The sequence below is a fragment of the Saccharopolyspora sp. 6M genome, from assembly GCF_020176775.1.
Classification (GTDB): domain Bacteria; phylum Actinomycetota; class Actinomycetes; order Mycobacteriales; family Pseudonocardiaceae; genus Saccharopolyspora_C; species Saccharopolyspora_C gregorii.
In genome coordinates this window covers 18,401-43,509 of sequence record NZ_JAIUJZ010000083.1, presented here as the reverse complement: position 1 = coordinate 43,509, position 25,109 = coordinate 18,401, and the positions used below count along the sequence as shown (strand labels likewise).

The following is a 25,109-nucleotide window of genomic DNA, read 5'->3' as shown; positions in this document are numbered from 1 at the left end:
CCCGGGGGGGGGCGCGGGGGGGGGGGCGGGGGGCGCGGCGGGGGGGGGGCGGGGCGGGGCGCCGGAAGCCACCGGAGCACCGCGGGAGCGCACCCGCAGCCGGTCGACGGTGACCGCGCCCGGCCCCGCGCCGCCGTGCTCGCCCCGGCCCCCGCGCAACGGGAGCACCAGTGCCAGTACCCCGGCCAGCAGGACCGATCCGGCCACCACGGCCCCGAGTTGCTCGGCGCTCATCCCTGCTCCCTCGCATCGCGCAGCGCCTTCGCCCTGGCCAGGCAGTCCGCGCAGGACTCCGCGAACCAGTCGCAGTCGCTGGGCTCGTTGATGGTGAACCGCAACCCGCACAGCGCATCCCGCACCTGCCCGGGGTACGGCCGCTGCTCGGCGGACAACGCGTGCCGCTCGCCCTTCGCCGGGCGCCAGTACGCGACCGGACCGGCCAACCTGATGAACACCGCGAACCTCCTCGTCCTCCGCTGCGGACACCGCTTTCGCGGCGCGCGTCCGCCGCCGAATTCCGGGACGTTCCGGGCCGCCGCACCGTTCTCTCGCCGCACGGCTCTCACCGCCGACTCCCGCGGCACGACTCCCGCGGCACGTCCGGCGCGCAGCCAGAACCGGCCTACCTGAACGATAAAGAGAGTGCATTCCCGGAGGAACTACCCATTCGGATGATCTTGATTGCGCACAGGTCCGCGCACTGGAACAACTGGACTCGATCCCCCGTTTCGATCGAAAGGCCACCGATGAGCATCACCGGCCCTCCCGTGGCCCGCCTCCAGCTGGGCAGGCTGCTGCGGGACATGCGCGAGAGCTGCGGAAAGACCCAGGAACAGGCGGCGAACGCGCTGGAATGCACGAAACCGAAAATCAGCAAGATCGAGACGGGCAAGGCCACCATCGGACCGGGAGATGTGCGGCTGCTCATCGACTGCTACGGGGTGCCGGGAGACCGCGCGGAAACCGTTCTGCAACTCGCCCGCCAAGCCCGGAAGCGGAATCATATTCGCGTTCCGGACTGGGCACAGCGATTCGTCGCGATGGAAAGCATCGCCGCCACGCTCTTCGCGTACGAGTCCGAACTCGTTCCCGCGCTGTTCCGCACCCCCGAGTACGCCAAGGCGGTCGCGCTCGCGCTCGACCCGCGGCGCGACGCGGACGAGCTCGAACGGCTCGTCACCGTCAACGCCGACCGGCAGGCGGTGCTCGCCGGGGACGAGCCGCCCGCGGTGGCCGTGGTGCTCAACGAGACGGTGCTGCGCCGCCAGGTCGGCGGCTGCGCCGTGATGCACAAGCAGCTCGCGCACCTGCGCGACCTCACCGAGCGGCCGAACATCACCGTGCAGGTGCTGCCGTTCGGCGCCGGCGCGCACGCGGCGATGGGCACCTCGTTCCAGCTGCTGCACTACGAGCAGCCCGCACCGGGGCGGCTCGTCTACATCGAGCACCTCAGCAACGCCGACTACCTCGACGGACCGGCGCAGACCGAGTGGTACGACACCGCGTTCGCCCGGCTCCGGGCGGCGGCGCTGAGCCCCGGCGACACCGCCACCCTGCTCGACGAAGTCCGCTGACCCGGCGGTCCGGCGACGACGGCGACCGGAGCCGTCCGCGACGCGTGCGCAAGAATGATCCCGCGGCGACGGGGAAGATCTTTCTTGAGGACGGTGTCGTGGAGCCCAGCAGCCCGATCCGTGCACCAGGGGAAGCGCGACGCCCCCTCGACGAGCTGACCGCTCCCGCGGCCCGCCGCGCCAGGTGGATCGCGCACGTGGTGGCGCTGCTACTCGGCGTCGCCGGGCTGTGCTGCGCGCTGGCCCTGCCGTTCGCCCCGGTGTGGGCCGACCGCACCGAGGTGAGCTGGCCCGCCGCCGACGAACCCGCGGTGTCCACCACCGCGCTGTTCGCCCCGTACCGCCCCGCCGAGTTCACCGCGACCGTCCCGTGCCGCGCGCTGCGGGCCGCGCTGGACCGGCCGGAGCCGGTGCTGCTGCTGGCCACCACCCCGCCCGGCAGCGAGCGCGACGGGCTGGTGCTGCGCACCGAGGACGGCGCCCCGGACCTGGTGCTCGGCGAACGCGCCGTCCCGCTGCCGCCGCTGCCCGCGGACTGCGACCTCACCGTGCGCGCCGACGCGCAGCGGACCGAGGTCGTGGTCGGCGGGCTGCCCGCGATCGTGCTGCCGGACGTGCCCGCGCCGGAGATCTTCGCGTTCCGCACCGGCCTCGCTCCTGAGCAGGCGGCCGAGCTGTCGGTCACCGCCCGCGCCCACACCTGGTTCGAGACCGCGCCGAGCTCGCTGAAGCTGTCGCTGATCGGGGCGGCGCTCCTGCTGGCCGCGTCCTCGCTGCTGCTGCTCGTCGCGCATACCCCGCCGACCTGGGCCGCGATCCGGCGAGCAGTGCTCGATCGCATCCGCTTCAACACGGCGGCATTACTACTCGTTGATGCCGCGGTGGCGGCGGTGCTGGCGTGCTGGCTGGTCATCGGGCCGATCAGCGATGACGACGGCTTCGCGATGCTGACCATCCGCAACCACGCGGCGACCGGGGACATCGGCAACTTCTACCGCTGGTTCAACGCTTCCGAGGCACCGTTCACGCTGGTGCAGCACCTGATGCGCTGGGTGTCCGAGCACAGCCTCGCGCCCGCGTGGCTGCGGGTGCCGAGCGTCGTCGCCGGGATGCTCACCTGGCTGGTGCTGGCGCACGGCATCGTCGCCCCGCTGTGCCGCGGCGTCCGGCGGGTGCCGGTGCACCTGCTGAGCGCGGTGTTCTTCCTCGCCTGCTGGTTGCCGTTCGACCTCGGCATCCGGCCGGAGGCGTTCGTGGCGCTCGGCACCGCCGCCGTCGTCGCGCTGCTGCTGCGGGCCACCGCGCCGACGGCGCGGGCCCCGTTCGGCCCGCTCGGCGCGGCGGCGCTGCTGACCGGGCTGACCGTCGCCGTCACGCCCACCGGGGTGGCGGCGCTGCTGATCGTGCTGGCGTTCGCACCGCGGATCCGGCGGGTGCTGGTCGTGCAGGGGGCGCTGCCGCGCTGGATCACCGTGCCGACGCGGACCGCGCTGCTGTGCTGCCTCGGCTCGGTCGGGGTGGTGGCGATGTTCGCCGACTCCACCTGGACCGGGTTCCGCCGGGCCACCGAGATCCACGAGGAGTTCGGGCCGAGCCTCGGCTGGTACCAGGAGATCGACCGGTACGCGGAGCTGCTGGGCACCACCACCTGGGGGACGGCGAGCAAGCGGTTGGCGGTGCTGCTGGCGATCGCGGCCGTGCTGCTGGCGTCCGCGGCGGTGCTGCGGCGGCTGCACCGGGCGGTGCGGATGCCGGAGCTGCCGCTGCTGGTCGGCGCGGTGGTGGCGGTGTTCGCGACGCTGTGGCTGACGCCGTCGAAGTGGACGCACCACTTCGGCGCGCTCGCCGGGGTGGCGCCCGCGCTGCTGGCCGCGACCGTGGTGCTGCTGGCCAGGGTGGGGGCGTTGCCGGGCGCGAAGCGCGAATCCCGGCAGCTCGGCGTCGCGGGCGCGGTCGGTGGCGCGGTGCTGGCGGCGCTGGCGTTCACCGGGCCCAACTCGTGGTGGCAGTACTCGGACTTCGGGGTGGCGTGGTCGGACACCGCGGTGCGGCCGCTGGGGCTGCCGTTGGACGGTCCGCTGCCGTGGCTGCTGCTGGCCGCGGTGATCGGTCTGCTCGGGTTCGGGCTGGTGCGGATGCGGGCGCTCGCCGGGGCGTGGACGCTGCCCGCCTCGGCGCTGTTCACCCTGTCGGCGCTGGTGATGGTGGTGGTGCTGCTCGGGTCGTTCGCGCAGGCACCGGCGCAGGCGGGCGCGTTCTCGGTGGGCCGCTCCAGCTGGGACAGCGTGCGGGCCCGCAGCTGCGGCATCGAGAACGAGGTGGAGACGCTGCCGCTGGCCGAGGACGGCGCGCTGCGGCTCGTCGACGGCCCGCTCGACGACACCGGCGCCGAGGCGGAGACCGGCACGCCGCCGACCGGCGACGACGGGGACGGCCAGCCCCCGGCCACCGCCTTCGCCGCGAACCGCGAACGCCCCGGCCGCCCGCCGCAGGAACCGCTGCTGCGCCGCGAACCCGGCGAGCTCGCGCTGCGCCCCACCGGCGCCGAAGCCGAACCCACCGACGCGAGCCCGCTGATGTGGGACAGCCTCCGCGACGGCCCCGCCACCACCGGCGAGGTCACCACCGGCTGGTTCGAGCTGCCCGCGCTGCGCCCCGGGCAGGAGCTGTCGGTGTGGGTCGCCGGCCGCCCCGAGCAGGGCAACGAGCTGGCGCTCCAGTTCGGCGGCCGCACCGGGGACGAGGTGCGCGAGCTCGGTTCCCGCGCGCTGCGCGACACCCCGCCCCGGCAGCTGCCCTACGAGGACCCGCGGAAGGGCCGGCCCGTCGACTGGCGGGACTTCGGCTCCTGGCGGCTGATCACCGTCACCGCCGCCGACCTGCCCGCGCGCGCCGACCGGGTCCGGCTGCACGCCGTGGACACCACCACCGACGAGCAGGGCTGGCTCGCGTTCAGCGGTCCCGCGGTGCGCGACGTGGTGCCGCTGCGCGACGTGCTCGACGGCGGGATCCCGGCGCTGGTCGACTGGCCGATCAGCTTCCTGTTCCCCTGCTACTTCGACTACCCGCGCGTCTCGCACGGCACCGCGGACAGCCCCGGCCTGCTCATCACCCCGCCCGCCGGGGAGGGCTCGATGGCGTTCGACCCGTCCTACGGCGGGGTGTTCACCGGTGTGCTCGGCCAATCCCGGCGGCTGGAGACGCCGAGCAGGCTGCGCGGCGACCCCGGGTTCGTCTGGGGGCACGTGCTGTCGGTGCGCTACGACCTGGACCGCGACGCCTACGACCAGCGCACCCGCCGGGTGTTGCAGGGCGGCGCGGACGGCGACGGCGCCTACCCCTTCGAAGAAGGCGATCTGCACCCGTGACCGCGAACATCACCGGACCGGTGGATAACGATCACGCGATGCCGGTGCCCAGCGGTGGTCCGATGCGGAAAACTCGGGTGCGCCGGGCACCCCGAGCCGTTCCCCGCCCGGACGAACCGCGCCGGATCGCCCGACCGACGGGCAACCGATCCGCCGAGCGCGGCGTCCACGCGAAGCGAGGACGGTGACGAGGGGGAGTCAGGTGGCCGAGACGATCAGCCGAGCAGTGCCGGTGCCCTCGCCAGACCGGCGGACCGAGGAGGCGGCCACGGGTTCGCTCATCTCCTACGTGCTGCCGGTGTACGACGAGCAGGACGGCCTGCGCCGGTTCCACCGGGAACTGCTCGCCGCCACCGCGACCCGGCCCGACCTGGAGTACGAGTTCATCTACGTCAACGACGGTTCCCGGGACGGTTCGCTGCAGGTGCTGCGGGAGCTCGCCGAGGCCGACCCGCGGGTGCGGGTGCTGGACTTCGCCCGCAACTTCGGCCACCAGATCGCCATCACCGCCGGGCTGGACCACGCCGAGGGCGACGCGGTGGTCGTGATGGACACCGACCTGCAGGACCCGCCCGCGGTGAGCATCGAGATGATCGACGCGTGGCGCGGCGGCGCCGAGATCGTGTCCGCGCGGCGGCGGACCCGGCGCGACACCCGGTTCAAGCGGCTCACCGCGCACTCGTACTACCGGCTGCTGCACAACCTGGCCGAAGTGGACATCCCGGTGGACACCGGCGACTTCCGGCTGCTGGACCGGCGCGCCGCCGAGGAGCTGCGCGGGTTCCGGGAGCGCAGCCGGTTCATCCGCGGCATGGTCGCCTCGATGGGGTTCCAGCAGACCGAGGTGCTGTTCGACCGGAACGAGCGGGCCGCGGGCGAGACGAAGTACCCGCTGCGCAAGATGGTGCGGCTCGCCGCCGACGGCGTCACCGGGTTCTCCACCGCACCGCTGAAGCTGATCACCCGCATCGGGTTCCTGAGCCTCGGGCTGGCCGCGCTGGGCATCCTCTACGCGGTGGCGCTGCGGCTGTTCTTCCCGCAGATCACCGTCTCCGGCTGGACGATGATCATGGTGGTGATGCTGTTCCTCGGCGGGGTGCAGATGCTCTCGCTCGGCGTGATCGGCAGCTACATCGGACGGATCTACGACGAGGTGCGCCAGCGCCCGCTCTACATCGTGCGCAAGGTGATCCGGCATGACGGGGGTTGAGCAGCGCCGGCTGCCGAGGCCGAGCCGCGCCCTGGTGCTGTACGGGATCATCGGCGTCAGCGGCGTCACCCTCGACTACCTGGTGTTCCTGCTGCTGTTCAACACCTGCGGGCTGCACGAGCAGCTCGCGAACGCGATCAGCACCAGCGTCGGCATCGCGAACAACTTCGCGCTCAACGCCCGGCTGAACTTCCGCACCCGGGACCGGCTGCTGGTCCGCTTCGCCCGGTTCTACAGCGTCGGCCTGGCGGGCATGGCGGTGACGTTCCTGCTGCTGCACCTGGGTTCCGGGCTGCTCGGGGTGACGCCGAACCTGGTGAAGGCGGCCGCGATCCCGCTGGTCGTGCTGCTGCAATACCTGATCAACAAGAGATGGAGTTTCGGATGAAGCTGGGTGTCGTGGGCGCCGGGGCCACCGGTCTGACCGCCGCGTTCGACGCGGTGAAGGCCGGCCACGACGTCACCGTGCTGGAGGCCTCCGCCGAGCTCGGCGGGCTCGCGGCCTCCATCGAGGTCGGCGGCACCCCGCTGGAGCGCTTCTACCACCACAGCTTCAAGACCGACCGGGCGATGATCGACCTGATCACCGAGCTCGGCCTGGCCGACGACCTGCGGTTCCACTCCCCCAGCACCGGCGTGTACCTGGACGGCGAGCTGCACCCGTTCGGCACCCCGCTGGAGATGCTGCGGTTCCCGAAGTTCTCGCTGCTCGACCGGCTGCGGTTCGGCGCCAGCTCCGCCGCGCTCAAAGCGGTCCGCGACGGTTCCCGGTTCGGGTCGGTGCGCGCCCTCGACTGGATGCGCCGCTGGGCCGGGCCGCGGGTCACCGGGACCATCTGGGAACCGCTGCTGACCGGCAAGTTCGGCGACCGCGCCGAGCAGGTGTCGATGGCGTGGCTGTGGGCGCGGATCCACTACCGCACCTTCGAGCTCGGCTACGTGCACGGCGGGTTCCAGAAGGTGTACCGGGCGCTGCTGGACGCGGTGACCGAACGCGGCGGCCGCGTCGAGTTCGACAAGCCCGTGGTCTCCGTCCGCCAGCCGAACTCGGTGGAGGTGAAGACCGCCGACGGCACCGCCTACGAGTTCGACCGGCTCGTCGTCACCGTCCCGCAACCGGTGTTCGCGAAGGCCGCCGAGATCGAATCCGACGACGTGCTGTGGCGCAACCAGTACCTGGGCGCCACCTGCTTCGTGCTGGAGTGCGACCGCAGCGTCATCCCGTACTACTGGCTCAACATCAACGACACCGATTTCCCGTTCCTCGCCGTCGTCGAGCACACCAACATGGTCGACCGCGCCGAGTACGGCGGGCGGCACGTCGTCTACGTCGGCAACTACGTGCCGCGGGACGACTGGCGGTTCACCACCGAACCCTCGGAGCTGCTGGCGCGCTACGTCCCGTGGCTGCGGAAGCTGAACCCGGAGTTCGACGAGTCGTGGATCCAGGACTGGCACTTCTCCAAGGCCGGGTTCGCGCAACCGGTCGTCACGCCCGAGTACCGGGACCTGATCCCGCCGCACGCCACCTCGATGCCGGGGGTCGTGCTGGCCACCATGTCGCAGATCTACCCGCAGGACCGCGGCCAGAGCTACGCGGTGCGGATGGCCCACGACGTCATCCGCGACCTCGGCCTGGACCGGCCCTAGAACGGCGGAACGCCCCCGGCGGGCACCGGGGGCGTTCCGAGATCGGGTTCGATCAGAGGTAGTACGCGAGGAACAGGCAGCCCGCGAGCACGGCTCCGAGGACCAGCAGCACCTTGTCCTTCAGCGCCACCTCCTCCGGCTCGCCCGCGACGCCCTTGTCCACGTCCACCGCGTACCGCAGGATCGCGATCACCATCGGGATGATCGAGATGATGCCCCAGCGGGACTGCTCGATCTCGCGGATGTCGTACGCCCACAGGCAGTACGTCATGATCGTGATCGCGGCCGCGATGGCCCACACGAACCGCAGGTACGACGGCGAGTACGCCTTCAGCGACTTGCGGATCTTCGCGCCGGTCTCGGCCGCCAGCTTCACCTCGGCGTAGCGCTTGCCCGCCACCATGAACAGCGAGCCGAACGCCACCACGATGTAGAACCACTGGGTGATCTCCAGCCCGGCCGCGGCGCCACCGGCGACCGCGCGCAGCAGGAACCCGGAGGCCACGATGCACAGGTCGATCACCGGCTGGTGCTTCAGGCCGAAGCAGTAGCCCAGCTGCACCGCGATGTACACGGCCATCACCGTGAACAGCCCGAAGCTCACCACGCCGGAGATGGCCAGCGAGCCGCCGAGCAGCAGCACCGCCACCACCCAGGCGATCGGCACCGGGATGAGGCCCGCCGCGATCGGCCGGTTCCGCTTGGTCGGGTGCTGGCGGTCCGACTCGACGTCGATGGCGTCGTTGATGAAGTAGATGCCCGATGCGGCCATCGAGAACACCACGAACGCCAGGGCGGCGTCGAGCACGACGTCGGTGTTGAGCAGCGCGCCCGCGGTGAACGGGGCGGCCAGCACCAGGACGTTCTTGACCCACTGCTTCGGGCGCAGCTCCTTGATCAGGCCGCTGATCAGGCCCGCCGGAGTACCCGCCTTCGCGGTCACCTTCGCGTGGTAGGCGTCGGAGGACTTGTCCTTCTCGTCCCCGGCCTTCGCCTCGGACTCCTCCAGCGCGGCGGCGCTGCCACCCGCCTCGGAGCCGATGGACCCCTCGGCGTCGGCCTCGACCTCGCGCACCTGCTCGGCGTCCGTCTCGACGGGAGCCTTCGCGCCGTTCCCGGCGGAGTTCTCCGTCCCGCCGTCCACCTCGGTCTTCGCCGCGGCCTCGTCGATCCCGCCTTCGGGTTCGCTGACGGTCGCGCCGGTCTCGTTCTTGTCAGCCACGGTTCCTCCGCCGTCTCGTGAACCGCCGGACGCCCAGCGCCGCGGCACCGCCGAGCGCTGAACCGGCGAGAACGTCGCTCGGGTAATGAACCCCCAGGACCATCCGGCTGACCATCATCGGCGGCACCAGCGCCGGGGTCAGCCGCTTGCCCAGCAGACCGCCGTAGAGCACGGCGGCCGTCGTCGTCGATGTCGCGTGCGAGGACGGGAAGCTGAGCTTGCTCGGCGTTCCGACCAGCACCTTCACCTGCGGGTCACCGGGCCGGCTGCGCCGCACGACCCGCTTCACCCCGATGGACGCCCCGTGCGCGAAGGCGACGCCGGCCGCGGCCGCGACCCACTCGCCGCGCCGCTTGCGGTCCACCAGCGCACCCACGGCGCCGATCGCCAGCCAGCCTGCCGCGTGCTCGCCGAACAGCGACATCGCGCGGGCCGCCTTGACCACCGGCGGCTTGGCCAGCGCGCCCTGCACCTTGCGCAGGACGAGCGTCTCGGTGGTGACTTCCGGCATCGGTTCCTCGGTGCCGGGGATGAACTCCCGCTCCGCGGCGCTGGACGCGCCGGGAGTCGTCGTAGTCGGTTCAGCAGCCACTTCGTCTCCGGGGTCGGGGCACACAGGTCACGGGGTCGATCACTTCTCGTCGAAGACCTGTTTCCAGGACTCCGGGCTGGTCAGCTCGGGCAGCGCCGCGCGGTAGACCTCGCGCAGCCGCGGCCACTCGCGGGCCAGCTTGCGGTAGTTCGCCAGGGCGCGGAGCCCGAGCCTGCGGAACTCCTCCGGGTCGCGGCGCCGGAACGACACCCCGCTGCCGTCGGCGTTGGACACGGTCGCGCTGTCCAGCGCGCCGAGCAGGAACCAGCGGGCGCTGTCGGCCGGGATGTTCAGCTGCGGCCGCTCGCCCGCCGCCTGGTCGGGTTCCTTGAGGTTGTGCAGCAGCGCCTTCGACGCCCGCGCCGCGATGACCGCCGGGTTCACCGGCGGCTTCAGCAGGCCCTCCGCCATGATCGGGTCCGCCGAGGGCGGCGGGAACTCGCGCGCCGAGGGCAGCGTCTTCGCGTCGTCGTAGTCCTTGCGCAGCTCCAGCACGTCCGGGCGGGCCGTGCGCAGCGAGTCGAACAGCTCGCCCGGTCCGGCCAGGAAGTCCTCGATGGCCTTCTGCTGCACCGCCACCGTGGAGTACTCCATCGACAGCAGGTGCCGCAGGGTCAGCTTCAGGCCCTGCTTGACCAGGACCTGCCGCACCTCTTCCGGGCTGTGCAGCGCGGCCATCACCAGCCGGTTGCGGGTGTGGAAGTAGGCGGTCCAGTCCGTGGCGTCGTTCTTGTCCGTCCACGGCATGTGCCACACCGCCGCGCCCGGCAGCGTCACCGTCGGGTAGCCGTGCGCGCCGGCGCGCAACGAGTACTCCGAGTCGTCGAACTTGATGAACAGCGGCAGCGGCAGCCCGGAGTTCTCGATGACCTCACGCGGGAACAGGCACATCCACCAGCCGTTGTAGTTCGCGTCGATCCGCTTGTGCAGCTTCTTGCTCTTGCGCAGCGGGGTCTTCGCGAAGTCGTAGTCGGTGACCGCGCCCGGCGCGGGGCGCCAGATGCCGACGCCGACGTCGACGACCTCGCCCATGCTGTGCAGCCGCGAGCGGGCCTGCAGGTTCAGCATGTGGCCGCCGACGATCACCGGGTGGGAGGCGGCGCGGGCGAACGCGTTGGCGCGCAGCACGCCGTCCGGCTCCAGCGCGATGTCGTCGTCCATGAGCAGGACCTGCTCGGCGTCCGAGTTGTGCACGCCCTCGTACATGACGCGGGTGAAGCCGCCGGAGCCGCCGATGTTGGCCTGCTCGATCACCTGCAGCTTGTCGCCGAGCCGCTCGGCCGCCAGCTCGAAGCCCTCGGTGTCGCGGATCTTCTGACCGCCCTGGTCGGCGACGACGACCTTCTCCACCACGGCCATGACCTCGGGGTCCTCGCCCAGGGTCTGCAGCGCCACGACGCAGTCGGCCGGGCGGATCGTGGTGGTGCCCACGACGACCCGCTGCCGCGGCAGCTCGACGTCGGTGGTCCAGGCCGCCTCGTCGACCTCCAGCGCGCTGTCGTTGGTGAACAGGTCGAACCAGATCCAGCCGCCGTCCTCGAACGGCTTCAGCGAGACCCGGAACTCCAGCCACGTCCAGGACTTCGGGCTGGCGACCGGCGCACCTTCCAGGTGCACGCTGTCGCCGTTGGCCTTCGAGCGGTAGACGTCGAGCCGACCGGCCCCCTTGACCTTCAGCCGCAGCACCACCTCGTCGACCTTCGTCCACCGCTTCCAGTAGCTGGCGGGGAAGGCGTTGAAGTAGGACGCCAGCGAGATCTTGGAGTGCGCGGGCACCTTGATCGAGCGCCGGGACACCACCGTGGTGGTGCCGGTCTGCGGCTCGTCGATGTAGAGCGCGCGCACGTCCAGCGGGTCCTCACCACGCGGGAAGACCACGCGTTGCAGCACCTGCTCGGGAGCCACCTTGCGGCTCTTCGAGCGGGTGGCGGCCGCCTCACCGGTCTTGCTCTCGGCCGCGGTCGCGGTCCCGGCGCGCTTGGTGGCGGCCGCGGACTCGTCGGGGGTCCGGTCGGTCACGTCAATCCTCCAGCGAGCCGTCCAGGAGGCGGCCCTCGGTGAAATAGGGGGTGAGCTTGTTGTCGAACATGCTCAACGCCGAGCCGATCGCCATGTGCATATCGAGGTACTTGTAGGTGCCCAGCCGGCCGCCGAAGAGCACCTTGCGCTCCTTGGCCTCGGCCTTCGCCTTCTCGCGGTACGCCTCGAGCTTCGCCCGGTCGTCGCCGGTGTTGATCGGGTAGTACGGCTCGTCGCCGTGCTCGGCGAACCGCGAGTACTCCCGGACGATCACCGTCTTGTCCTTCGGGTGCCGGTCCTCCCGCTCGGGGTGGAAGTGCCGGAACTCGTGGATCCGGGTGTAGGGCACGTCCTCGTCCGCGTAGTTCATCACCGGCGTGCCCTGGTAGTCGCCGGTCGGCACGACCTCGGACTCGAAGTCGAGGGTGCGCCAGCCCAGCTCGCCCTCCGAGTAGTCGAAGTAGCGGTCCAGCGGGCCGGTGTACACCACGGGCACGTCGGCCGGGAGCTCGGCGCGGACGTCGAAGTAGTCCGTGCTGAGCTGGACCTCGATGTTCGGGTGCTCCGCCATCTTCTCCAGCCAGGCGGTGTAGCCGTCGACCGGAAGACCCTCGTAGGTGTCGTTGAAGTAGCGGTTGTTGAAGTTGTAGCGGACCGGCAGCCGGGTGATGTTCGCGGCGGGCAGCTGCTTCGGGTCGGTCTGCCACTGCTTGGCCGTGTAGCCGCGCACGAACGCGTCGTACAGCGGACGGCCGATCAGGGAGATCGCCTTCTCCTCCAGGTTCTGGGCGTCGGCGGTCTTGATCTCCGCCGCCTGCTCCGCGACCAGCGCCTTGGCCTCGTCCGGGGAGAACGCGCGACCGAAGAACTGGCACAGCAGGCCCAAGTTCATCGGGAACGAGTAAATCTGTCCCTCATGCCGGGTGAACACCCGGTGCTGGTAATCGGTGAAATCCGTGAACCGGTTCACGTACTCCCACACCCGCTTGTTCGAGGTGTGGAACAGGTGCGCGCCATAGCGGTGCACCTCGATACCGGTTTCCGGTTCCGGTTCCGAATAGGCGTTTCCGCCGATGTGGTCACGTCGGTCCAGCACCAGCACCCGCTTGTCCAGCTGGGTGGCGGCGCGCTCTGCGATCGTCAGTCCGAAGAATCCGGAGCCAACAACGATCAGGTCATAGCCTGCGAAGCTCACAGCCGTCGAGGGTAGCGGCCAGCCGACGGGGCCCGGGAACCGCGTTGAGGTTCCCGTCCCGATTCAACTACATCACGTGTTTTCGCTGGCCATCCGGGTGGCGCTGAGTCCGATCAAGACCGATCGTGCAGCACGAACAGTGACACTTCGCGACTCTCCGGAGTCGTCGCGACGATCGGTGTCGCTCAGCGCGGTGACGGGACCGGCGAGTCGGATTCGGTAGCATCGCCGCGGCCCGCTCCCGGACCTGGAAGGTGATCTGCAGCGTGACCAAGGTCCGAGACGGCCGGTACCTGCTGGTGGCGGCGATCGTCCTGGAAGCGCTGGCGATCTGGTTCGTGCACTGGATCGACACCCGCGGCTACATGGACACCGAGATTTACCGGCTCGGTGCCCGAGCGTGGCTGAACGGTTACGAGATCTACGGCGACCTGACTCCGGAATCCCCGGACAGCACCACCCTGCCGTTCATCTACCCGCCGTTCGCGGCGATCGTCTTCACCCCGCTGTGGTGGTTGTCCGGCGATGCCGCCGTCGTCGTGGTCTCGGTGCTCTCGCACCTGTCGATCCTGGTGACCGCGTATTCGTTCGCGCGCTCTTCGCCCTACCTCGCGCCGAACGCCGGGTCGGTGGCGGTGGCCACCGCGGTCGCCCTGCCGGTCATGACGATCATCGAGCCGACGCGGGACACGGTGAACTACGGGCAGGTCAACCTGCTGCTGATGGGCCTGGTCGCCGCCGACTGCCTGCTGCCGCGCACCCGGTGGCCGCGCGGGCTGCTGGTCGGGATCGCCGCCGCCATCAAGCTCACCCCGCTCGGCTTCCTGCTGCTGTTCCTGCTGCGCAAGGACTTCCGGGCCATGTCGGTCGCGGCCGTCACGTTCGCCGGGACGGTGTTGCTGGGGCTGCTGGCGGCGCCGGACGACTCGGCGGACTGGTGGCTGGACAAGATGTTCTCCACCGGCGAGGACATCGGCGCGGTGTACGCCGGGAACCAGACGCTGCGCAGCCTGCTCGCCAAGCAGGACATCACCGGGACGGCGCTGGACTCGCTGTGGATCGCCGGGTCGCTCGTGCTGCTGGTGCTCGCCGTGCTGGGGATGCGGTACGCGCTGCGCACCCGGAACGTGCCGCTGGCGCTGGTGGTCAACGCGGTGCTGGTGCTGCTGATCTCGCCGATCTCCTGGTCGCACCACTGGGTGTGGGCCGGGCCGGCGCTGGTGCTCGTGCTCGCGATGGCCTGGCGGCACCGCTGGTACGGGATCGCGATGTACGCGGGGCTGTGCGCGCTGGCGGTGCTGGTCGCGCCGCACTGGTACCTGCCCAACACCGGGGACCGGGAGCTGCGGTGGACGTTCTCGCAGCAGGTCGTGGGCGGTTCCTACGCGCTGCTGGGCATCGGCTTCCTCATCGCCTGCGCGGCCGCGCACCTGCTGCACCGGCAGCGGACCGCGGCGGAACCGGCCGCCGAACGGGTCGGCAGCGGGGTCTAGCCAGGACGCCGTGTCCGCCTCCCCAGCCCGAACACGGCGCTCCGAACGTTCATCAGATCTTCACGCCGCCCGCGGCGGCGCCCGGTCAGCGGGTCACGGCCACCAGCGCTCCAGCACCTGCGCGACCCCGTCCTGCCCGTTGCAGCCGGTGACCTCGTCGGCGATCTCCAGCACCCCCGGGTGCGCGTTGCGCATCGCCACGCCGTGGCCCACCCAGTCCAGCATCGGGATGTCGTTGGGCATGTCGCCGAAGCCGATCACCTCGTCCGGCGGGACGCCGAGCTTCTCGGCCACCGCCGCGAGGCCGCTGCCCTTGTCCACCCCCGGCGCGGACAGCTCGACCGGGCCGCCGCCCATCGAGCAGGTCAGGCACAACCGGGGCCCCAGCACCTCCTCGACGGCGGGCACCAGGTCGGTGCTGCGGTCCTCGTGCAGCACCATCAGCTTCACCGCGGGCCGGTCGAACAGCTCCGAGCGCTCCACCACCCGGATGTCCCGGTTCGGCCAGACCCGGTGGAACCCGGCCTCGGCGAGGAACTGCTCGGCCACGTCGTCCCGGGCCCGGCCGGTGGAGCGCTCCACCGCGAACGTGCAGCCGGGCAGCGCCTCGCGCAGCTCGCGGGCCGCGTCGCGCAGCTGCTCCGGTTCCATCTCGGTGCGGTGCAGCACCCGGTCGGATTCGGCGTCGTAGAGCACCGCGCCGTTCGAGCACACCGCGATCCCGGCCACGCCGAGACCATCCACTATCTGCGGCACCCATCGTGGTGGCCTTCCGGTGACCAGCACGAACGGGGTGTCGTCCACGACGGCGCGCACGGTGCGCGCCGTCCGCTCGCTGACCTGGACCGACGGGTCCAGCAGCGTTCCGTCCACATCGGATGCGACTAGCGCGGGTTTGTTCACCCGGGACATGCTGGCGAGACCGCGCACGAGCCGGGGCTCGATTAATCCGGCTTCACCTGACAGTGTGGATCTTTCCGTCGGCCGGGGAGCACTCGGACGGGCGGCAGGCACGAAACCTGGTCAAGAGCCCGCACAGGGTCGAACCCGTCCGGGTGGTACCGATACGGTCAGCGGTGTGCGCGTTGGGATTGTGATACTGCCCGAACACCGGTGGTGGGCCGCGGAGCCGCTGTGGCGGATGGCCGAGGAGTACGGCTTCGCCCACGCCTGGACCTACGATCACCTGGGCTGGCGGTCGCTGGTCGACAAACCCTGGTTCGACGCGGTGCCCACGCTCACCGCGGCGGCGACCGTGACCTCCACGATCCGGCTGGGCACCCTGGTGGCCTCGCCGAACTTCCGGCACCCGGTGCACTTCGCCCGGGAGATCACCGCGCTCGACGACATCTCCGACGGCCGGATCACGCTCGGCATCGGTGCGGGCGGGTCCGGCTTCGACACCGCGGTGCTCGGCGGGCAGCCGCTCGCCCCCGCCGCCCGGACCGAGCGGTTCGAGGAGTTCGTCGAGCTGCTCGACAAGATCCTCACCCAGGACAACACCAGCTGGTACGGCGAGCACTACACCGCCGTGGAAGCCCGCCGCGCCCCCGGCTGCGTGCAGCTGCCGCGCCTGCCGTTCGTCATCGCCGCGAACGGGCCGCGCGCGATGCGGCTCGCCGCCCGCTACGGGCAGGGCTGGGTGACCACCGGCAGCGGCGGGGACGACGTCGAGGCCTGGTGGCGCGGCGTGGCCGAGCTGACCAAGAAGTTCGACGACGCGCTGGCCGCCGAGGGCAAGGCCCCGGCACGCGTCCACCGCTACCTGCAGGCGGACGCGGCACCGGCGTACTCGATGAGCAGCGTGGAGTACTTCAAGGAGGTCGTGGGCCGGGCCGCCGAGCTCGGCTTCACCGACGTCGTGACGCACTGGCCGCGCACCGATTCGCCCTACGAGGGGACCGAGTCGACGGTCGAGGAGATCGCCTCCGAGGTCCTCCCCGAGCTCTGACCCGCGAGGCAGGCGGCCCGTCCGGAACGGCCCCCCCGGACCGCTACGCGGGCGGGTCCGTGGTGAGCAGGGTGGCGCCCACCGCCAGGAACTCGGCGGGCTCGCCGCCGGGCACCACCAACCGGTGCGCCACCGTCGCGCCGAAGCTGGCGCTGTCCCCGGCCCGCAACGTCACCGAATCCTGCTCGAACTCGACGCGCAGCTCCCCGCTGAGCACGTACAACCAGTCGTGCCCCTCGTGCTGCACCGGCCGCACCCCGACGCTCGTCGGGTCCAGCCGGTAGCGCGCCGCGTACATCCCGGGCAGCACCGAGCGGGGCGTGAGCACCTGCACGGCGAGGTCACCGGATTCGACGGTGGGCACCTCGTCGCCGCGCATCACGACCGCGGCCGGGCCGGGCACCGCGTCGGTGAACAGTTCGGGGAGCGCCACGTCCAGCGCTCCGGCGAGCGCGGTGAGCTCCGGAAGCGTCGGCGTCGCCGCCTCGTCCTCGACGGCCGCGAGCCGCTCCGCGGTGAGCCGCGCGGCCTGGGCCAGTCCGGTCCCGGGCAGCCCGCGCTCGGCGCGCAACCGGCGGATCCGCTCGCCGATGCCCGCCAGGCCCCGGGCGTCCGCGCCGTCGCCGGGCGCGCTCTGTCGTTCAGCTGAAGGATCCGCCACGCCCACCACCATAGGCGCTGGTCCCCCGCGCATCCCGGCACCGAGCTCCGCGTGCCGGTGTGGGCGCGGGCACGCCCGGGTAGGCCGGGCGGAGGAGGTGCCGACATGTCCGAACGGTCCACCGCCCGCGCGCTGGTGCGCGAAGCGGGCACCACCTACGCGGAGCAGGCGGGCATAGCGCTCGCCGACAAGCCGTCCCCGCTGTACCGGTTGCTGGTGCTGTCGGTGCTGCTGTCCACCCGGATCAAGGCCGAGATCGCGGTGGCCGCGGCCCGGGAGCTCGGCGAGTTCCCCACCGCGGAGCGGATGCGGGACTCGACGTGGCAGCAGCGGGTGGACGCGCTGGGCCGCGGGCACTACGTGCGCTACGACGAGAGCACGGCCACGGCGCTCGGCCGCGGCGCCGAGCTGGTGCTGGACCGCTACCGGGGCGACCTGCGCCGGTTGCGGGCCGCTGCGGACGGGGACCCGGCGGAGGTGCAGCGGCTGCTGCGCGAGGTGCCGAGCCTCGGCCCGGTCGGCGCGCACATCTTCTGCCGGGAGGCGCAGGCGGTGTGGCCGGAGCTGCGCCCCCACTTCGACGCGAAGGCGCTCTCCGGCGCCGAGAAGGCCGGGTTGCCCGCGGACGCGCACCGGCTGGGCGAGCTGGTGCCCGCGGACGACCACGCCCGCTTCTCCGCCGCCCTGGTGCGCATCACGCTGGAGAAGGGCCTCCTCCAGGAGATCACCGCGTCGGCCTGATCAGGCGACCGGTTCGAGCACTTCCCGGCCACCGAGGAACGGCCGCAGCGCCGCGGGCACCACCACGGAACCGTCCGGCCGCTGGTGGTTCTCCAGGATGGCCACGATCCACCGGGTGGTGGCGAGCGTGCCGTTGAGCGTGGAGGCGATGGCGTTCGGGCCGTCGGCCTCCCGGTAGCGGGTGTTGAGCCGCCGCGCCTGGAACGTGGTGCAGTTCGAGGTGGAGGTCAGCTCGCGGTAGGCCTGCTGCGACGGGATCCACGCCTCGCAGTCGAACTTCCGGGCCGCGCTCGCCCCGAGGTCGCCGGCCGCGGTGTCGATCACCCGGTACGGCACCTCGATCTTGGCGAGCATCTCCTCCTCCCACGCGAGCAGCCGCTCGTGCTCGGCGCGGGCCTCCTCCTCGCGGCAGTAGACGAACATCTCCAGCTTGTTGAACTGGTGCACGCGGATGATGCCGCGGGTGTCCTTGCCGTAGGAGCCCGCTTCGCGGCGGAAGCAGGTGGACCAGCCCGCGTAGCGCAGCGGACCGGCGGCGAGGTCGAGGATCTCGCCCGAGTGGTAGCCCGCGAGCGGGACCTCGGAGGTGCCGACCAGGTACGCGTCGTCCTCCTCCAGCCGGTACACCTCGGTGGAGTGGGAACCGAGGAAGCCGGTGCCCTCCATGATCTCCGGGCGGACCAGCACCGGCGGCACGACCAGGGTGAACCCGGCGGCGGTGGCCTGGGCGGCGGCCATGTTCAGCAGCGCCAGCTCCAGCTGGGCGCCGATGCCGGTGAGGAAGTAGAACCGGGCGCCCGCGACCTTCGCGCCGCGCTCCATGTCGAACGCGCGCAGCCCCAGGCCGAGGTCCAGGTGGTCCCGGACCTCGAAGTCGAACTCGTGCGGGGTGCCGACGTGCTTGAGCACCACGAAGTCGTCCTCGCCGCCGGGCGGGGTTTCGGGCTCGACGATGTTCGAGACCTTCTTCTGGGTGCGCAGCAGCTCGGCGTCGGACTCGGTCTGCTCGGCCTCGGCCTGCTTGACCTGGGCGGAGAGGTCCTTGGCGCGGGCCAGCAGCTCGTCGCGCTCCTCGCCCTTGGCCTTGCCGACCTGCTTGCCGAGCTGCTTCTGCTCGGCGCGCAGCGTGTCGGCTCGGGACACCGCGGACCTGCGACGCTCGTCGGCGGCGAGCAGCGCGTCCACGAGGGACGCGTCCTCACCTCGGGCGCGCTGCGAGGCGCGCACGGCCTCCGGGTCATCGCGAAGCGTCTTGAGGTCGATCACAGCAGGTGAGCCTAGCCGGTCGGCTCCCTCCGGTGCCGTCGCGGGGGCGGTGCCCGCGGCCCGTCCAGGTCATCCGGGTGGCCGGTCGGGGCGTCAGCGCTCGTGGCGGCGCCGCTGCCGGGGCCGGTCCCGGCGGACGGGGTCGCCGAGCCTGCGCCCGGTCGCCGAGCGGTAGCGCGCCCGGCGCGCGGTCTCGGCGGGGCGGCGCGGGGGTCGCTGGTCAGCGGCCTGCTCGTCGGTCGCCGGAGCGGGTTCCTCGGCCACGGCGGCGGGCTGCCCGGGGGCGTCGGCGTCGGCGGGCTCCGGCCGCTCGGCGGCGGGTTCGGCAGGGCGGTCGCCGGGTTCGGCGGGGCGGTCGCCGGGTTCGGCGGGGCGGTCGGCGGATTCGGCGGAGCGGTCCGTCGGTGCGCCCGCGGGGCGGTCGGCCGGTCCCGCGGGGTCCGCCTCCCCGGTCGCCGCCGGACCGGCCTGCTCCGCGGCGGTCGCCGCGTCGGACACGACCTCGCTGCCCGCCTGCACCGACCGCGCGGCGGCCTCGCCGGGCTCACCGACCCCGCCGCGCAGCGCGTCGTCGACGCCCGCGTCCCGCAGCACCCCGCGGGCTTCCCGCGTCAGCCCCAGCACGATCTCCGGGTTGCGGTCGATGGAGGTGAGCACCCGCTCGATGATCTCGGCGACGTGGTCGAGGCGGACCTTGAGGAACGCCTGCGCCTCGACGCCCTTGAGCTCCAGGTCCGCCCGCCCCAGCGACACGTCCGCACCCACGCTCAGGCGCAGCAGGTCGCGGATCTCCGCCTGCAGCGACACCTGGGCCCGCAGGTCCTCGACCTCCAGGTGGAGCTCCTCCACCCGCAGGGCCGGTACGTCGAGCAGCACGTCGGGCTCGACCTCGCCCGGCCGCTCAGCGGCCTGCTGCTCCGCGCGGTGCTGCTCGACCGCTTCGCGGTCCTCGTCGTCGTTCCCCGCCTGGCTGTACGGCATGCGCCCACCCCGCCGTGTCGAACCGGGCTCGCGGAGGCGCGCCGCCCCCACCCCGTTTCCCCACGAAAGCACAGGTCACGAGGTCACGCCCGGTCGGCGGGCCAGGTCAGGAGCCGGGGATGCGGTGCGGGACGAACGCGGCGCCGTCGTCGGTGATCAGGCCCGCGGTCTCCCGGATGCCGAGTCCCGCGGCGGAGTCGCCGACGACCCAGGCGCCCAGCGCGGGCCGCATCCCGTCGAACTCAGGCAGCGGGTCGAACGCCTGGTAGACGTAGCCCTCTTCGCCGTAGAAGCCGCCGGTCTCGGTCTCCCAGCCGGGCGCGACCACGGTGATGTTGTTGCCCTCCCGGCCGAGCCGCGGCTTGCGCACGTACTCGGTGAGCATGCCGGGCTGGTCCAGGAACGTCGGCAGCAGGTTCGGGTGCCCGGGGTACATCTCCCACAGCACGGCCAGCAGCGCCTTGTTGGACAGCAGCATCTTCCACAGCGGTTCGATCCACTGCGTCGCGGGCAGCGTGTGCACCGCGTGCTTGCCGAAGTCGTCGTCGACCATCCACTCCCAGGGGTAGATCTTGACGACGGAGTTCATCGGCGCCTCTTCGAGGTCGACGAAGCGCTCCAGCAGCGGCTCCCAGCCGATCTCCTCGATCACCAGGCCGACGGTGTCCATGCCCGCCTCGGCCGCGGTCTCCTGCAGGTAGGCGGAGGTGATGTTGTCCTCGCCGCTGGTGTCCGAGCCGGACCAGGTGAAGTGGACCTCGCGGGTGGCGAGCTGGTCGGCGATCTCGCCCCAGCGCTCGACCAGCTTCTCGTGGATCGAGTTCCACTGGTCGTCGCCCTCGTGGCACTCGGTCAGCCAGTTCCACTGCACGACCGCCGCTTCCAGCAACGAGGTCGGCGTGTCGGCGTTGTACTCCAGCAGCTTCGCCGGACCGGAGCCGTCGTAGCGCAGGTCGAACCGGCCGTAGAGGTGCGGATCGTTCCGCTTCCACGACTCGGCGATGTGCGGCCACACCCACTCGGGGATGCCGAAGTCCCGGTAGCGCTCGGTGGTGACCACGTGGTCCACCGCGTCCAGGCACATCGACTGGAGCAGCTCGACGTCGGCCTCCAGGGAGAGCACCTCGTCCAAGCTGAACTCGTAGTGCACGCCCTCGTCCCAGTACGGCCGCTGCGAGCCGTCGGCCGCCCGCGCCGGGGTGCCGAACACGAGACCCAGTTCCTCGACCTTGCGCTGCCAGTCCGGCCTGCGCCCGGTTGTCCTCCGCCGCACTCGTTCAGCTCCCGCTGCTGCCGCTCTTGTTGCTGATCCCGAAACCGCCGCGCTGCACCGTCTGGCCCTTGGTGTTCTTGATGTTCGCGTCGGCGGGCTTGGTGAAGTTGGGGCTCGACACCGGCTGGCCCACCGGCGGGGCCGCGGTGCCGGGCTGGGTGTAGCCGTACCGGTAGGAGTTGTACCCACCGATGCCGCCACCGGGCAGGAAGATCGGCATGAAGAACATGCCGCCGCTGTGGTACCCGCCGTGGCTCTGCACGTAGTTCTCGTCGCACATGTTCGGGTCCTGGACCGTCGTCTGGCCCTGACCCGTGGCGCAGTACTCCTGCACCGCGGTCTGCTCCTGGCTGTACGCGGAACCCGAGTAGAACGCGGCGACCAGCGCGACCACGCCGACGGTGACCCCGCCGCCGACCATCACGCGCCGCCTGGTCTGCGTCTTGCGCTCCTGCTCGGCGAGCTCGGCCTGCGCCTGCTCCTCCTGGCGCTTCTCCGCCGCGATCCGGGCTCGCTTCTCGGCGAGCGTCGGTTCCCGCGGGGTCGTCGATTCGTCCTGGAAGCGCATCCGGCCGCGAGCCCCCTGCTCACCCGGTTGCTGCACCTCGTTCGGCCGCGTCACATCGTCAGCCCCGCCCATGGGCGGCTGGTCTCTGCGGTCCGGCCCGTCCTGGTCTGCCAATGGTCTGCCATCTTCCGTCATCGCCCACTCCCAGCGGCAACACTACCCATCGCGCACCCGCGCCGGGTACGCCTCGGTAGGACGCGCGGGGACACGAATCGGTTTCAACTCGATGCGTGAGCGTTTGGGCACGGGTCCCGTGCGCCAGGCATGATGTGATCGATGGCCGAGCGCAGCGATCCCCAGAAGCACCGCCGGAAGAAGCCCAACACCCGGCTGGTGATGATCGCCGCCGCCATCGGCGGGGCACTGGTCCTGCTGATCAGCGCGCTGCTGAACACGCCCGGCCAGGGCGGCTCCGGCATCGGCGGGCCCGGCCGCGAAGGCGCCGCACCCGCCACCCCGCCGGTGTTCGAGGCCGAGGCCGGCACCTGCCTGCACTGGACGGAAGCGGACGCGGCGGACATCCGGCAGGTCAAGTGCCGCGAGCGCCACCTGTTCGAGGTCACCGGCAAGGCTGATCTCAAGGCCGACTTCGCGGGCACCGCGCCGTACCCGTCCGCGGAGCAGTGGCAGCAGCTCAAGCAGGAGCGCTGCACCGCCGTCTCGGCGCAGTACCTGCGCGGCAGGCTCGACCCGGAAGGCCGGTTCTCCGTCGGCGCGTTCACGCCCAGCGAGAAGGGCTGGGGTTCCGGGGACCGGATGCTGCACTGCGGCCTCCAGCAGCCCGGCCCGTCCGGGGAGCTGTTCGCGATCAAGGGCAAGGTCGCCGAGCAGGACCAGTCCAACACCTACGAGGTGGGCCGCTGCCTCGGCATCAACGGCACCGAGGTGTGGGACCCGGTGGACTGCGCGCAGCCGCACTCGGTGGAGGTCACCGGCGTCGTCGACCTCGGCCAGCAGTTCCCCGCCGACTACCCGGCCGAAGACGACCAGGACGGGTTCCTCGCCACCCGCTGCGGCGAGCTCGCCGCCGAGTACGCGGGCAGCCCGACCGCGGTGCAGGACAAGAAGCTCGTCCCCTACTGGGACACGCTCTCCGAGGAGAGCTGGAACGCCGGGTCGCGGCAGGTCAACTGCAAGGTCAGCGCGCAGCTGCCGGACGGCAGCGGGCTCGCGCCGATCACCGGCAGCGTCAAGGGCGACGTGCAGGTCGGCGCGGAACCGGCGCCGCAGAACACCGCCCCCATCCAGCCCGGCGTCCCCGCCTCCGGGGAGCGCTGAGCCGGTGCCGGTGGAGATGACCCGGGCCCGGTTCGACGAACTCGTCGCCGACGCGCTCGACCTCGTGCCCGAGCAGTTCGCGACCGCGATGAACAACGTGGTGGTGCTCGTCGAGGACCACAACGAGGAGGACCCGACGCTGCTCGGCCTGTACTTCGGGGTGGCGCTGACCGAGCGGGACAGCACCTACGCGGGCGTGCTGCCGGACCGGATCTCGATCTACCGGGAACCGCTGCTGGAGATGTGCGACTCGGAGGACGAGGTCGTCGACGAGGTGGCGATCACCGTGGTCCACGAGATCGCGCACCACTTCGGGGTCGACGAGGACACCCTGCACTCCCTCGGCTGGGGCTGACCGCCGACTACCTGGTTTCGAACCCTGCCCGGCGGGCCGGGTCCGTTTCGTGTCGGCGGCGGAGCCGCGGAGCCGCCGACCACGTACGCCACCCGAGCACGACGCAACAGAAGCGGAAAGGCAGGCGGGTCAGTCCGGCAGGTCGTCCCATTGGGCGCAGCGCCAACCCGTCGGCGAGGCCGAGTCGGCCTCCAGCACGATGATCCCGGTGTTCGGCAGGTAGGCCGCGCTGGAGCGCCGCGGCTCCACCTCGGGCGCCAGCCGGGCCGCCACCAGCCGCACCATCGCGCCGTGGCTGACCAGCACCACCGCGCCGGTCGTGACCTCGTCCAGCACCGGCTGGGCGGAGGCGAAGAACCGGGTGAGCGCCTGCGTGCCGGTCTCCCCGCCGGGCATCGACCGGTCCTCGCCGTGGTGCCACCCGTCGTAGATCTCGTCGAACCGCTCGCGGGCGTCGAGGTCGCCGCGGCCTTCGAGGTCGCCGACGAAGATCTCGTGGGTGCCGTCGGCGATCCGCACGTCGAGCCCGTGCCGGGTCGCCGTCGGCAGCGCCGTCTCCTGGGCGCGCAGCGCGCGGCTGGCGTGCACCGACAGCACCTTCTCGGTGCCGAGGCGCTCCGCCAGGTCCGCTGCCTGCCGCCTGCCCTGCTCGGTGAGCCCGGGGCCGGGCGGCAGCGTGTCCAGCAGGCCCGCCACGTTCGACGGGGTCTGCCCGTGGCGCACCAGCACGAGCCGGAGCCCGTCGGCGGGCGCACGCAGCACCGGGGTCATGAGGCGCCTCCTTCGCGCACGCGGGCCAGCCAGCGGGCGGACGCCTGGAACGCCTGCTCCGACACCGGGGTGGGGACGCTGGCAGGCGAGTGGTCGGCCTTCGGGTAGGAACCGAGGAACCGCACCTCGCTGCACCTGCGGTGCAGGCCGCTGAGCGCGTCCCCGACGCGGGCGTCCGCGACGTGCCCGTCCAGGTCCAGGAAGAAGCGGTACTCGCCGATCCGGTCCTTGATCGGGCGGGACTCGATGCGGCTCAGGTTGATGCCGCGCAGCGACAGCTCCAGCAGCATCTCGGTGAGCGTGCCCGGCTCGTGGGCGATCACCGCGGCGATCGAGGTGCGGTCCGCGCCGGTCGGGTCGGGCAGCGGTCCGGGCCTGCGCAGCAGCAGGAACCGGGTGACCGCGTCGGCGTTGTCGGCGACGCCCCTGGCGAGGACGTGCAGCCCGTCGAACAGCTCCACCGCCAGCGGGGAGGCGACCGCCGCATCCAGCTCCCCCGCGGCGACCTGCTCCACGGCGGCCGCGGTGGACGACGCCATCCGCACGTCGGCGTCCGGCAGGTTCGCCGCGAGCCAGCCGCGGACCTGCGCGATCGCGTGCGGGTGGCTGGCGACGGTGCGCACCTGGTCGGCGGTGACACCCGCGCGCACCAGCACGTCGAACTGCACCGACACGGTCGCCTCGCTGACCGCGATCAGCGGATCACCACCGGCCAGCGCGTCCAGCGTGGCGGGCACCGATCCCTCGACCGAGTTCTCCACCGGCACGCCCGCGGCGAGGACGTCGCCCGCGCGGAGGGCGGCGAGCGCCTGCGGCACGGACTCGTAGGGCAGCAGCTCGGCGTCGAAGCCTTCGGTGAGGATCCTGGTCGCCTGTTCGGTGAAGGTTCCGGGCGGCCCCAGGTAGGCGATGTGCGGCACGGGCACCAGCCTACGGGCCGG

General features: G+C 71.9%; 23 protein-coding genes and 1 pseudogene. 10 read left to right on the top strand and 14 right to left on the bottom strand.

The window, feature by feature from the left end:
• Both LCD31_RS13315 and LCD31_RS13310 read right to left on the bottom strand, forming a co-directional pair.
• Positions 1 to 234, bottom strand: a pseudogene (locus tag LCD31_RS13315) (hypothetical protein); the annotation flags it as partial.
• Positions 231 to 455 carry a zinc finger protein gene (locus tag LCD31_RS13310; protein WP_224958415.1) on the bottom strand — a complete coding sequence of 75 codons (225 nt, stop codon included), beginning with the start codon at positions 453 to 455 and terminating at the stop codon, positions 231 to 233. The pseudogene LCD31_RS13315 and the gene LCD31_RS13310, both read right to left, overlap by 4 nt.
• A gap of 291 nt (positions 456 to 746) precedes the next feature.
• On the opposite strand from LCD31_RS13310, the gene LCD31_RS13305 reads away from it, so the two are divergent.
• From LCD31_RS13305 to LCD31_RS13285, 5 genes are all read left to right on the top strand, one after another.
• Complete coding sequence (locus tag LCD31_RS13305) at positions 747 to 1,574, top strand: helix-turn-helix transcriptional regulator (protein WP_224958413.1); 828 nt, start codon at positions 747 to 749, stop codon at positions 1,572 to 1,574.
• A 98-nt stretch (positions 1,575 to 1,672) separates the two neighbouring features.
• Positions 1,673 to 4,942: an arabinosyltransferase domain-containing protein gene (locus LCD31_RS13300; RefSeq protein WP_224958412.1), complete on the top strand. Its 3,270-nt coding sequence runs from the start codon at positions 1,673 to 1,675 to the stop codon at positions 4,940 to 4,942.
• Between the two features lie 232 nt (positions 4,943 to 5,174).
• Positions 5,175 to 6,152, top strand: a complete 978-nt coding sequence (locus LCD31_RS13295; RefSeq protein WP_224958411.1) for a glycosyltransferase family 2 protein — start codon at positions 5,175 to 5,177, stop codon at positions 6,150 to 6,152.
• Positions 6,139 to 6,540 carry a GtrA family protein gene (locus tag LCD31_RS13290; RefSeq protein WP_224958410.1) on the top strand — a complete coding sequence of 134 codons (402 nt, stop codon included), beginning with the start codon at positions 6,139 to 6,141 and terminating at the stop codon, positions 6,538 to 6,540. Before LCD31_RS13295 ends, LCD31_RS13290 begins: the two co-directional genes overlap by 14 nt.
• Positions 6,537 to 7,802 (top strand): NAD(P)/FAD-dependent oxidoreductase, encoded by a 1,266-nt coding sequence (locus LCD31_RS13285; RefSeq protein WP_224958409.1) that lies wholly within the window; start codon positions 6,537 to 6,539, stop codon positions 7,800 to 7,802. Before LCD31_RS13290 ends, LCD31_RS13285 begins: the two co-directional genes overlap by 4 nt.
• Positions 7,803 to 7,854: 52 nt before the next feature.
• Here the strand turns inward: LCD31_RS13285 and LCD31_RS13280 are convergent, their stop codons facing one another.
• The 4 genes from LCD31_RS13280 to glf all read right to left on the bottom strand — a co-directional run bounded on the left by LCD31_RS13280 (position 7,855) and on the right by glf (position 12,830).
• Positions 7,855 to 8,811, bottom strand: coding sequence for a decaprenyl-phosphate phosphoribosyltransferase (locus LCD31_RS13280; protein WP_255615105.1), 957 nt, complete (start codon positions 8,809 to 8,811; stop codon positions 7,855 to 7,857).
• Positions 8,812 to 9,016: 205 nt separating this feature from the next.
• Positions 9,017 to 9,535 carry a phosphatase PAP2 family protein gene (locus LCD31_RS13275; RefSeq protein WP_224958420.1) on the bottom strand — a complete coding sequence of 173 codons (519 nt, stop codon included), beginning with the start codon at positions 9,533 to 9,535 and terminating at the stop codon, positions 9,017 to 9,019.
• 120 nt (positions 9,536 to 9,655) lie between these two features.
• Positions 9,656 to 11,635, bottom strand: a complete 1,980-nt coding sequence (locus LCD31_RS13270; RefSeq protein ID WP_308011326.1) for a glycosyltransferase — start codon at positions 11,633 to 11,635, stop codon at positions 9,656 to 9,658.
• A 1-nt stretch (position 11,636) separates the two neighbouring features.
• The gene (gene glf, locus LCD31_RS13265) at positions 11,637 to 12,830 is read right to left on the bottom strand and encodes a UDP-galactopyranose mutase (RefSeq protein WP_224958408.1); all 1,194 of its coding nucleotides are present in this window, start codon (positions 12,828 to 12,830) and stop codon (positions 11,637 to 11,639) included.
• A gap of 266 nt (positions 12,831 to 13,096) precedes the next feature.
• Here glf and LCD31_RS13260 point away from each other — a divergent pair, with 266 nt between their 5' ends.
• Positions 13,097 to 14,323, top strand: a complete 1,227-nt coding sequence (locus LCD31_RS13260; protein ID WP_224958407.1) for a glycosyltransferase 87 family protein — start codon at positions 13,097 to 13,099, stop codon at positions 14,321 to 14,323.
• 93 nt (positions 14,324 to 14,416) lie between these two features.
• Here LCD31_RS13260 and LCD31_RS13255 read toward each other — a convergent pair whose 3' ends face one another.
• Positions 14,417 to 15,226: an HAD family hydrolase gene (locus LCD31_RS13255; RefSeq protein ID WP_224958406.1), complete on the bottom strand. Its 810-nt coding sequence runs from the start codon at positions 15,224 to 15,226 to the stop codon at positions 14,417 to 14,419.
• 175 nt (positions 15,227 to 15,401) lie between these two features.
• Between LCD31_RS13255 and LCD31_RS13250 the strand changes: the two genes are divergently transcribed.
• Positions 15,402 to 16,274, top strand: coding sequence for an LLM class flavin-dependent oxidoreductase (locus LCD31_RS13250; RefSeq protein WP_224958405.1), 873 nt, complete (start codon positions 15,402 to 15,404; stop codon positions 16,272 to 16,274).
• 43 nt (positions 16,275 to 16,317) lie between these two features.
• Here LCD31_RS13250 and LCD31_RS13245 read toward each other — a convergent pair whose 3' ends face one another.
• Positions 16,318 to 16,935, bottom strand: coding sequence for a helix-turn-helix domain-containing protein (locus LCD31_RS13245; RefSeq protein WP_224958404.1), 618 nt, complete (start codon positions 16,933 to 16,935; stop codon positions 16,318 to 16,320).
• 105 nt (positions 16,936 to 17,040) lie between these two features.
• Between LCD31_RS13245 and LCD31_RS13240 the strand changes: the two genes are divergently transcribed.
• On the top strand, positions 17,041 to 17,676 hold the full coding sequence (locus tag LCD31_RS13240) for an endonuclease (RefSeq protein ID WP_224958402.1): 636 nt from the start codon (positions 17,041 to 17,043) through the stop codon (positions 17,674 to 17,676).
• Here the strand turns inward: LCD31_RS13240 and serS are convergent, their stop codons facing one another.
• From serS to LCD31_RS13220, 4 genes are all read right to left on the bottom strand, one after another.
• Positions 17,677 to 18,942 (bottom strand): serine--tRNA ligase, encoded by a 1,266-nt coding sequence (gene serS / locus LCD31_RS13235; RefSeq protein WP_224958400.1) that lies wholly within the window; start codon positions 18,940 to 18,942, stop codon positions 17,677 to 17,679. It abuts the gene before it with no gap.
• Between the two features lie 93 nt (positions 18,943 to 19,035).
• Complete coding sequence (locus LCD31_RS13230) at positions 19,036 to 19,923, bottom strand: hypothetical protein (protein ID WP_224958398.1); 888 nt, start codon at positions 19,921 to 19,923, stop codon at positions 19,036 to 19,038.
• 106 nt (positions 19,924 to 20,029) lie between these two features.
• On the bottom strand, positions 20,030 to 21,196 hold the full coding sequence (locus LCD31_RS13225; RefSeq protein ID WP_224958396.1) for a glutathionylspermidine synthase family protein: 1,167 nt from the start codon (positions 21,194 to 21,196) through the stop codon (positions 20,030 to 20,032).
• 4 nt (positions 21,197 to 21,200) lie between these two features.
• On the bottom strand, positions 21,201 to 21,836 hold the full coding sequence (locus tag LCD31_RS13220; RefSeq protein ID WP_224958394.1) for a hypothetical protein: 636 nt from the start codon (positions 21,834 to 21,836) through the stop codon (positions 21,201 to 21,203).
• 204 nt (positions 21,837 to 22,040) lie between these two features.
• Here LCD31_RS13220 and LCD31_RS13215 point away from each other — a divergent pair, with 204 nt between their 5' ends.
• On the top strand, positions 22,041 to 23,042 hold the full coding sequence (locus LCD31_RS13215; RefSeq protein WP_224958392.1) for a septum formation family protein: 1,002 nt from the start codon (positions 22,041 to 22,043) through the stop codon (positions 23,040 to 23,042).
• Between the two features lie 4 nt (positions 23,043 to 23,046).
• Positions 23,047 to 23,397 carry a metallopeptidase family protein gene (locus LCD31_RS13210; protein ID WP_224958390.1) on the top strand — a complete coding sequence of 117 codons (351 nt, stop codon included), beginning with the start codon at positions 23,047 to 23,049 and terminating at the stop codon, positions 23,395 to 23,397.
• 129 nt (positions 23,398 to 23,526) lie between these two features.
• On the opposite strand, the gene LCD31_RS13205 is transcribed toward LCD31_RS13210, so the two are convergent.
• Together LCD31_RS13205 and pheA are read right to left on the bottom strand one after the other, a co-directional pair.
• A complete protein-coding gene (locus tag LCD31_RS13205; protein WP_224958388.1) occupies positions 23,527 to 24,168 on the bottom strand; it encodes a histidine phosphatase family protein in 642 nt (213 codons plus the stop codon).
• Positions 24,165 to 25,088 (bottom strand): prephenate dehydratase, encoded by a 924-nt coding sequence (gene pheA / locus LCD31_RS13200; protein WP_224958386.1) that lies wholly within the window; start codon positions 25,086 to 25,088, stop codon positions 24,165 to 24,167. Before pheA ends, LCD31_RS13205 begins: the two co-directional genes overlap by 4 nt.
• Between the last annotated feature and the right edge of the window lie 21 nt (positions 25,089 to 25,109).

Bases quoted from the DNA above. Each gene is read 5' to 3' on its own strand.
- LCD31_RS13305 (WP_224958413.1), top strand. From the start codon at position 747: ATGAGCATCACCGGCCCTCCCGTGGCCCGCCTCCAGCTGGGCAGGCTG.
- LCD31_RS13290 (WP_224958410.1), top strand. From the start codon at position 6,139: ATGACGGGGGTTGAGCAGCGCCGGCTGCCGAGGCCGAGCCGCGCCCTG.
- LCD31_RS13285 (WP_224958409.1), top strand. From the start codon at position 6,537: ATGAAGCTGGGTGTCGTGGGCGCCGGGGCCACCGGTCTGACCGCCGCG.
- LCD31_RS13275 (WP_224958420.1), bottom strand. From the start codon at position 9,535: ATGCCGGAAGTCACCACCGAGACGCTCGTCCTGCGCAAGGTGCAGGGC.
- LCD31_RS13240 (WP_224958402.1), top strand. From the start codon at position 17,041: ATGTCCGAACGGTCCACCGCCCGCGCGCTGGTGCGCGAAGCGGGCACC.
- LCD31_RS13230 (WP_224958398.1), bottom strand. From the start codon at position 19,923: ATGCCGTACAGCCAGGCGGGGAACGACGACGAGGACCGCGAAGCGGTC.
- LCD31_RS13220 (WP_224958394.1), bottom strand. From the start codon at position 21,836: ATGGGCGGGGCTGACGATGTGACGCGGCCGAACGAGGTGCAGCAACCG.
- LCD31_RS13215 (WP_224958392.1), top strand. From the start codon at position 22,041: ATGGCCGAGCGCAGCGATCCCCAGAAGCACCGCCGGAAGAAGCCCAAC.
- LCD31_RS13205 (WP_224958388.1), bottom strand. From the start codon at position 24,168: ATGACCCCGGTGCTGCGTGCGCCCGCCGACGGGCTCCGGCTCGTGCTG.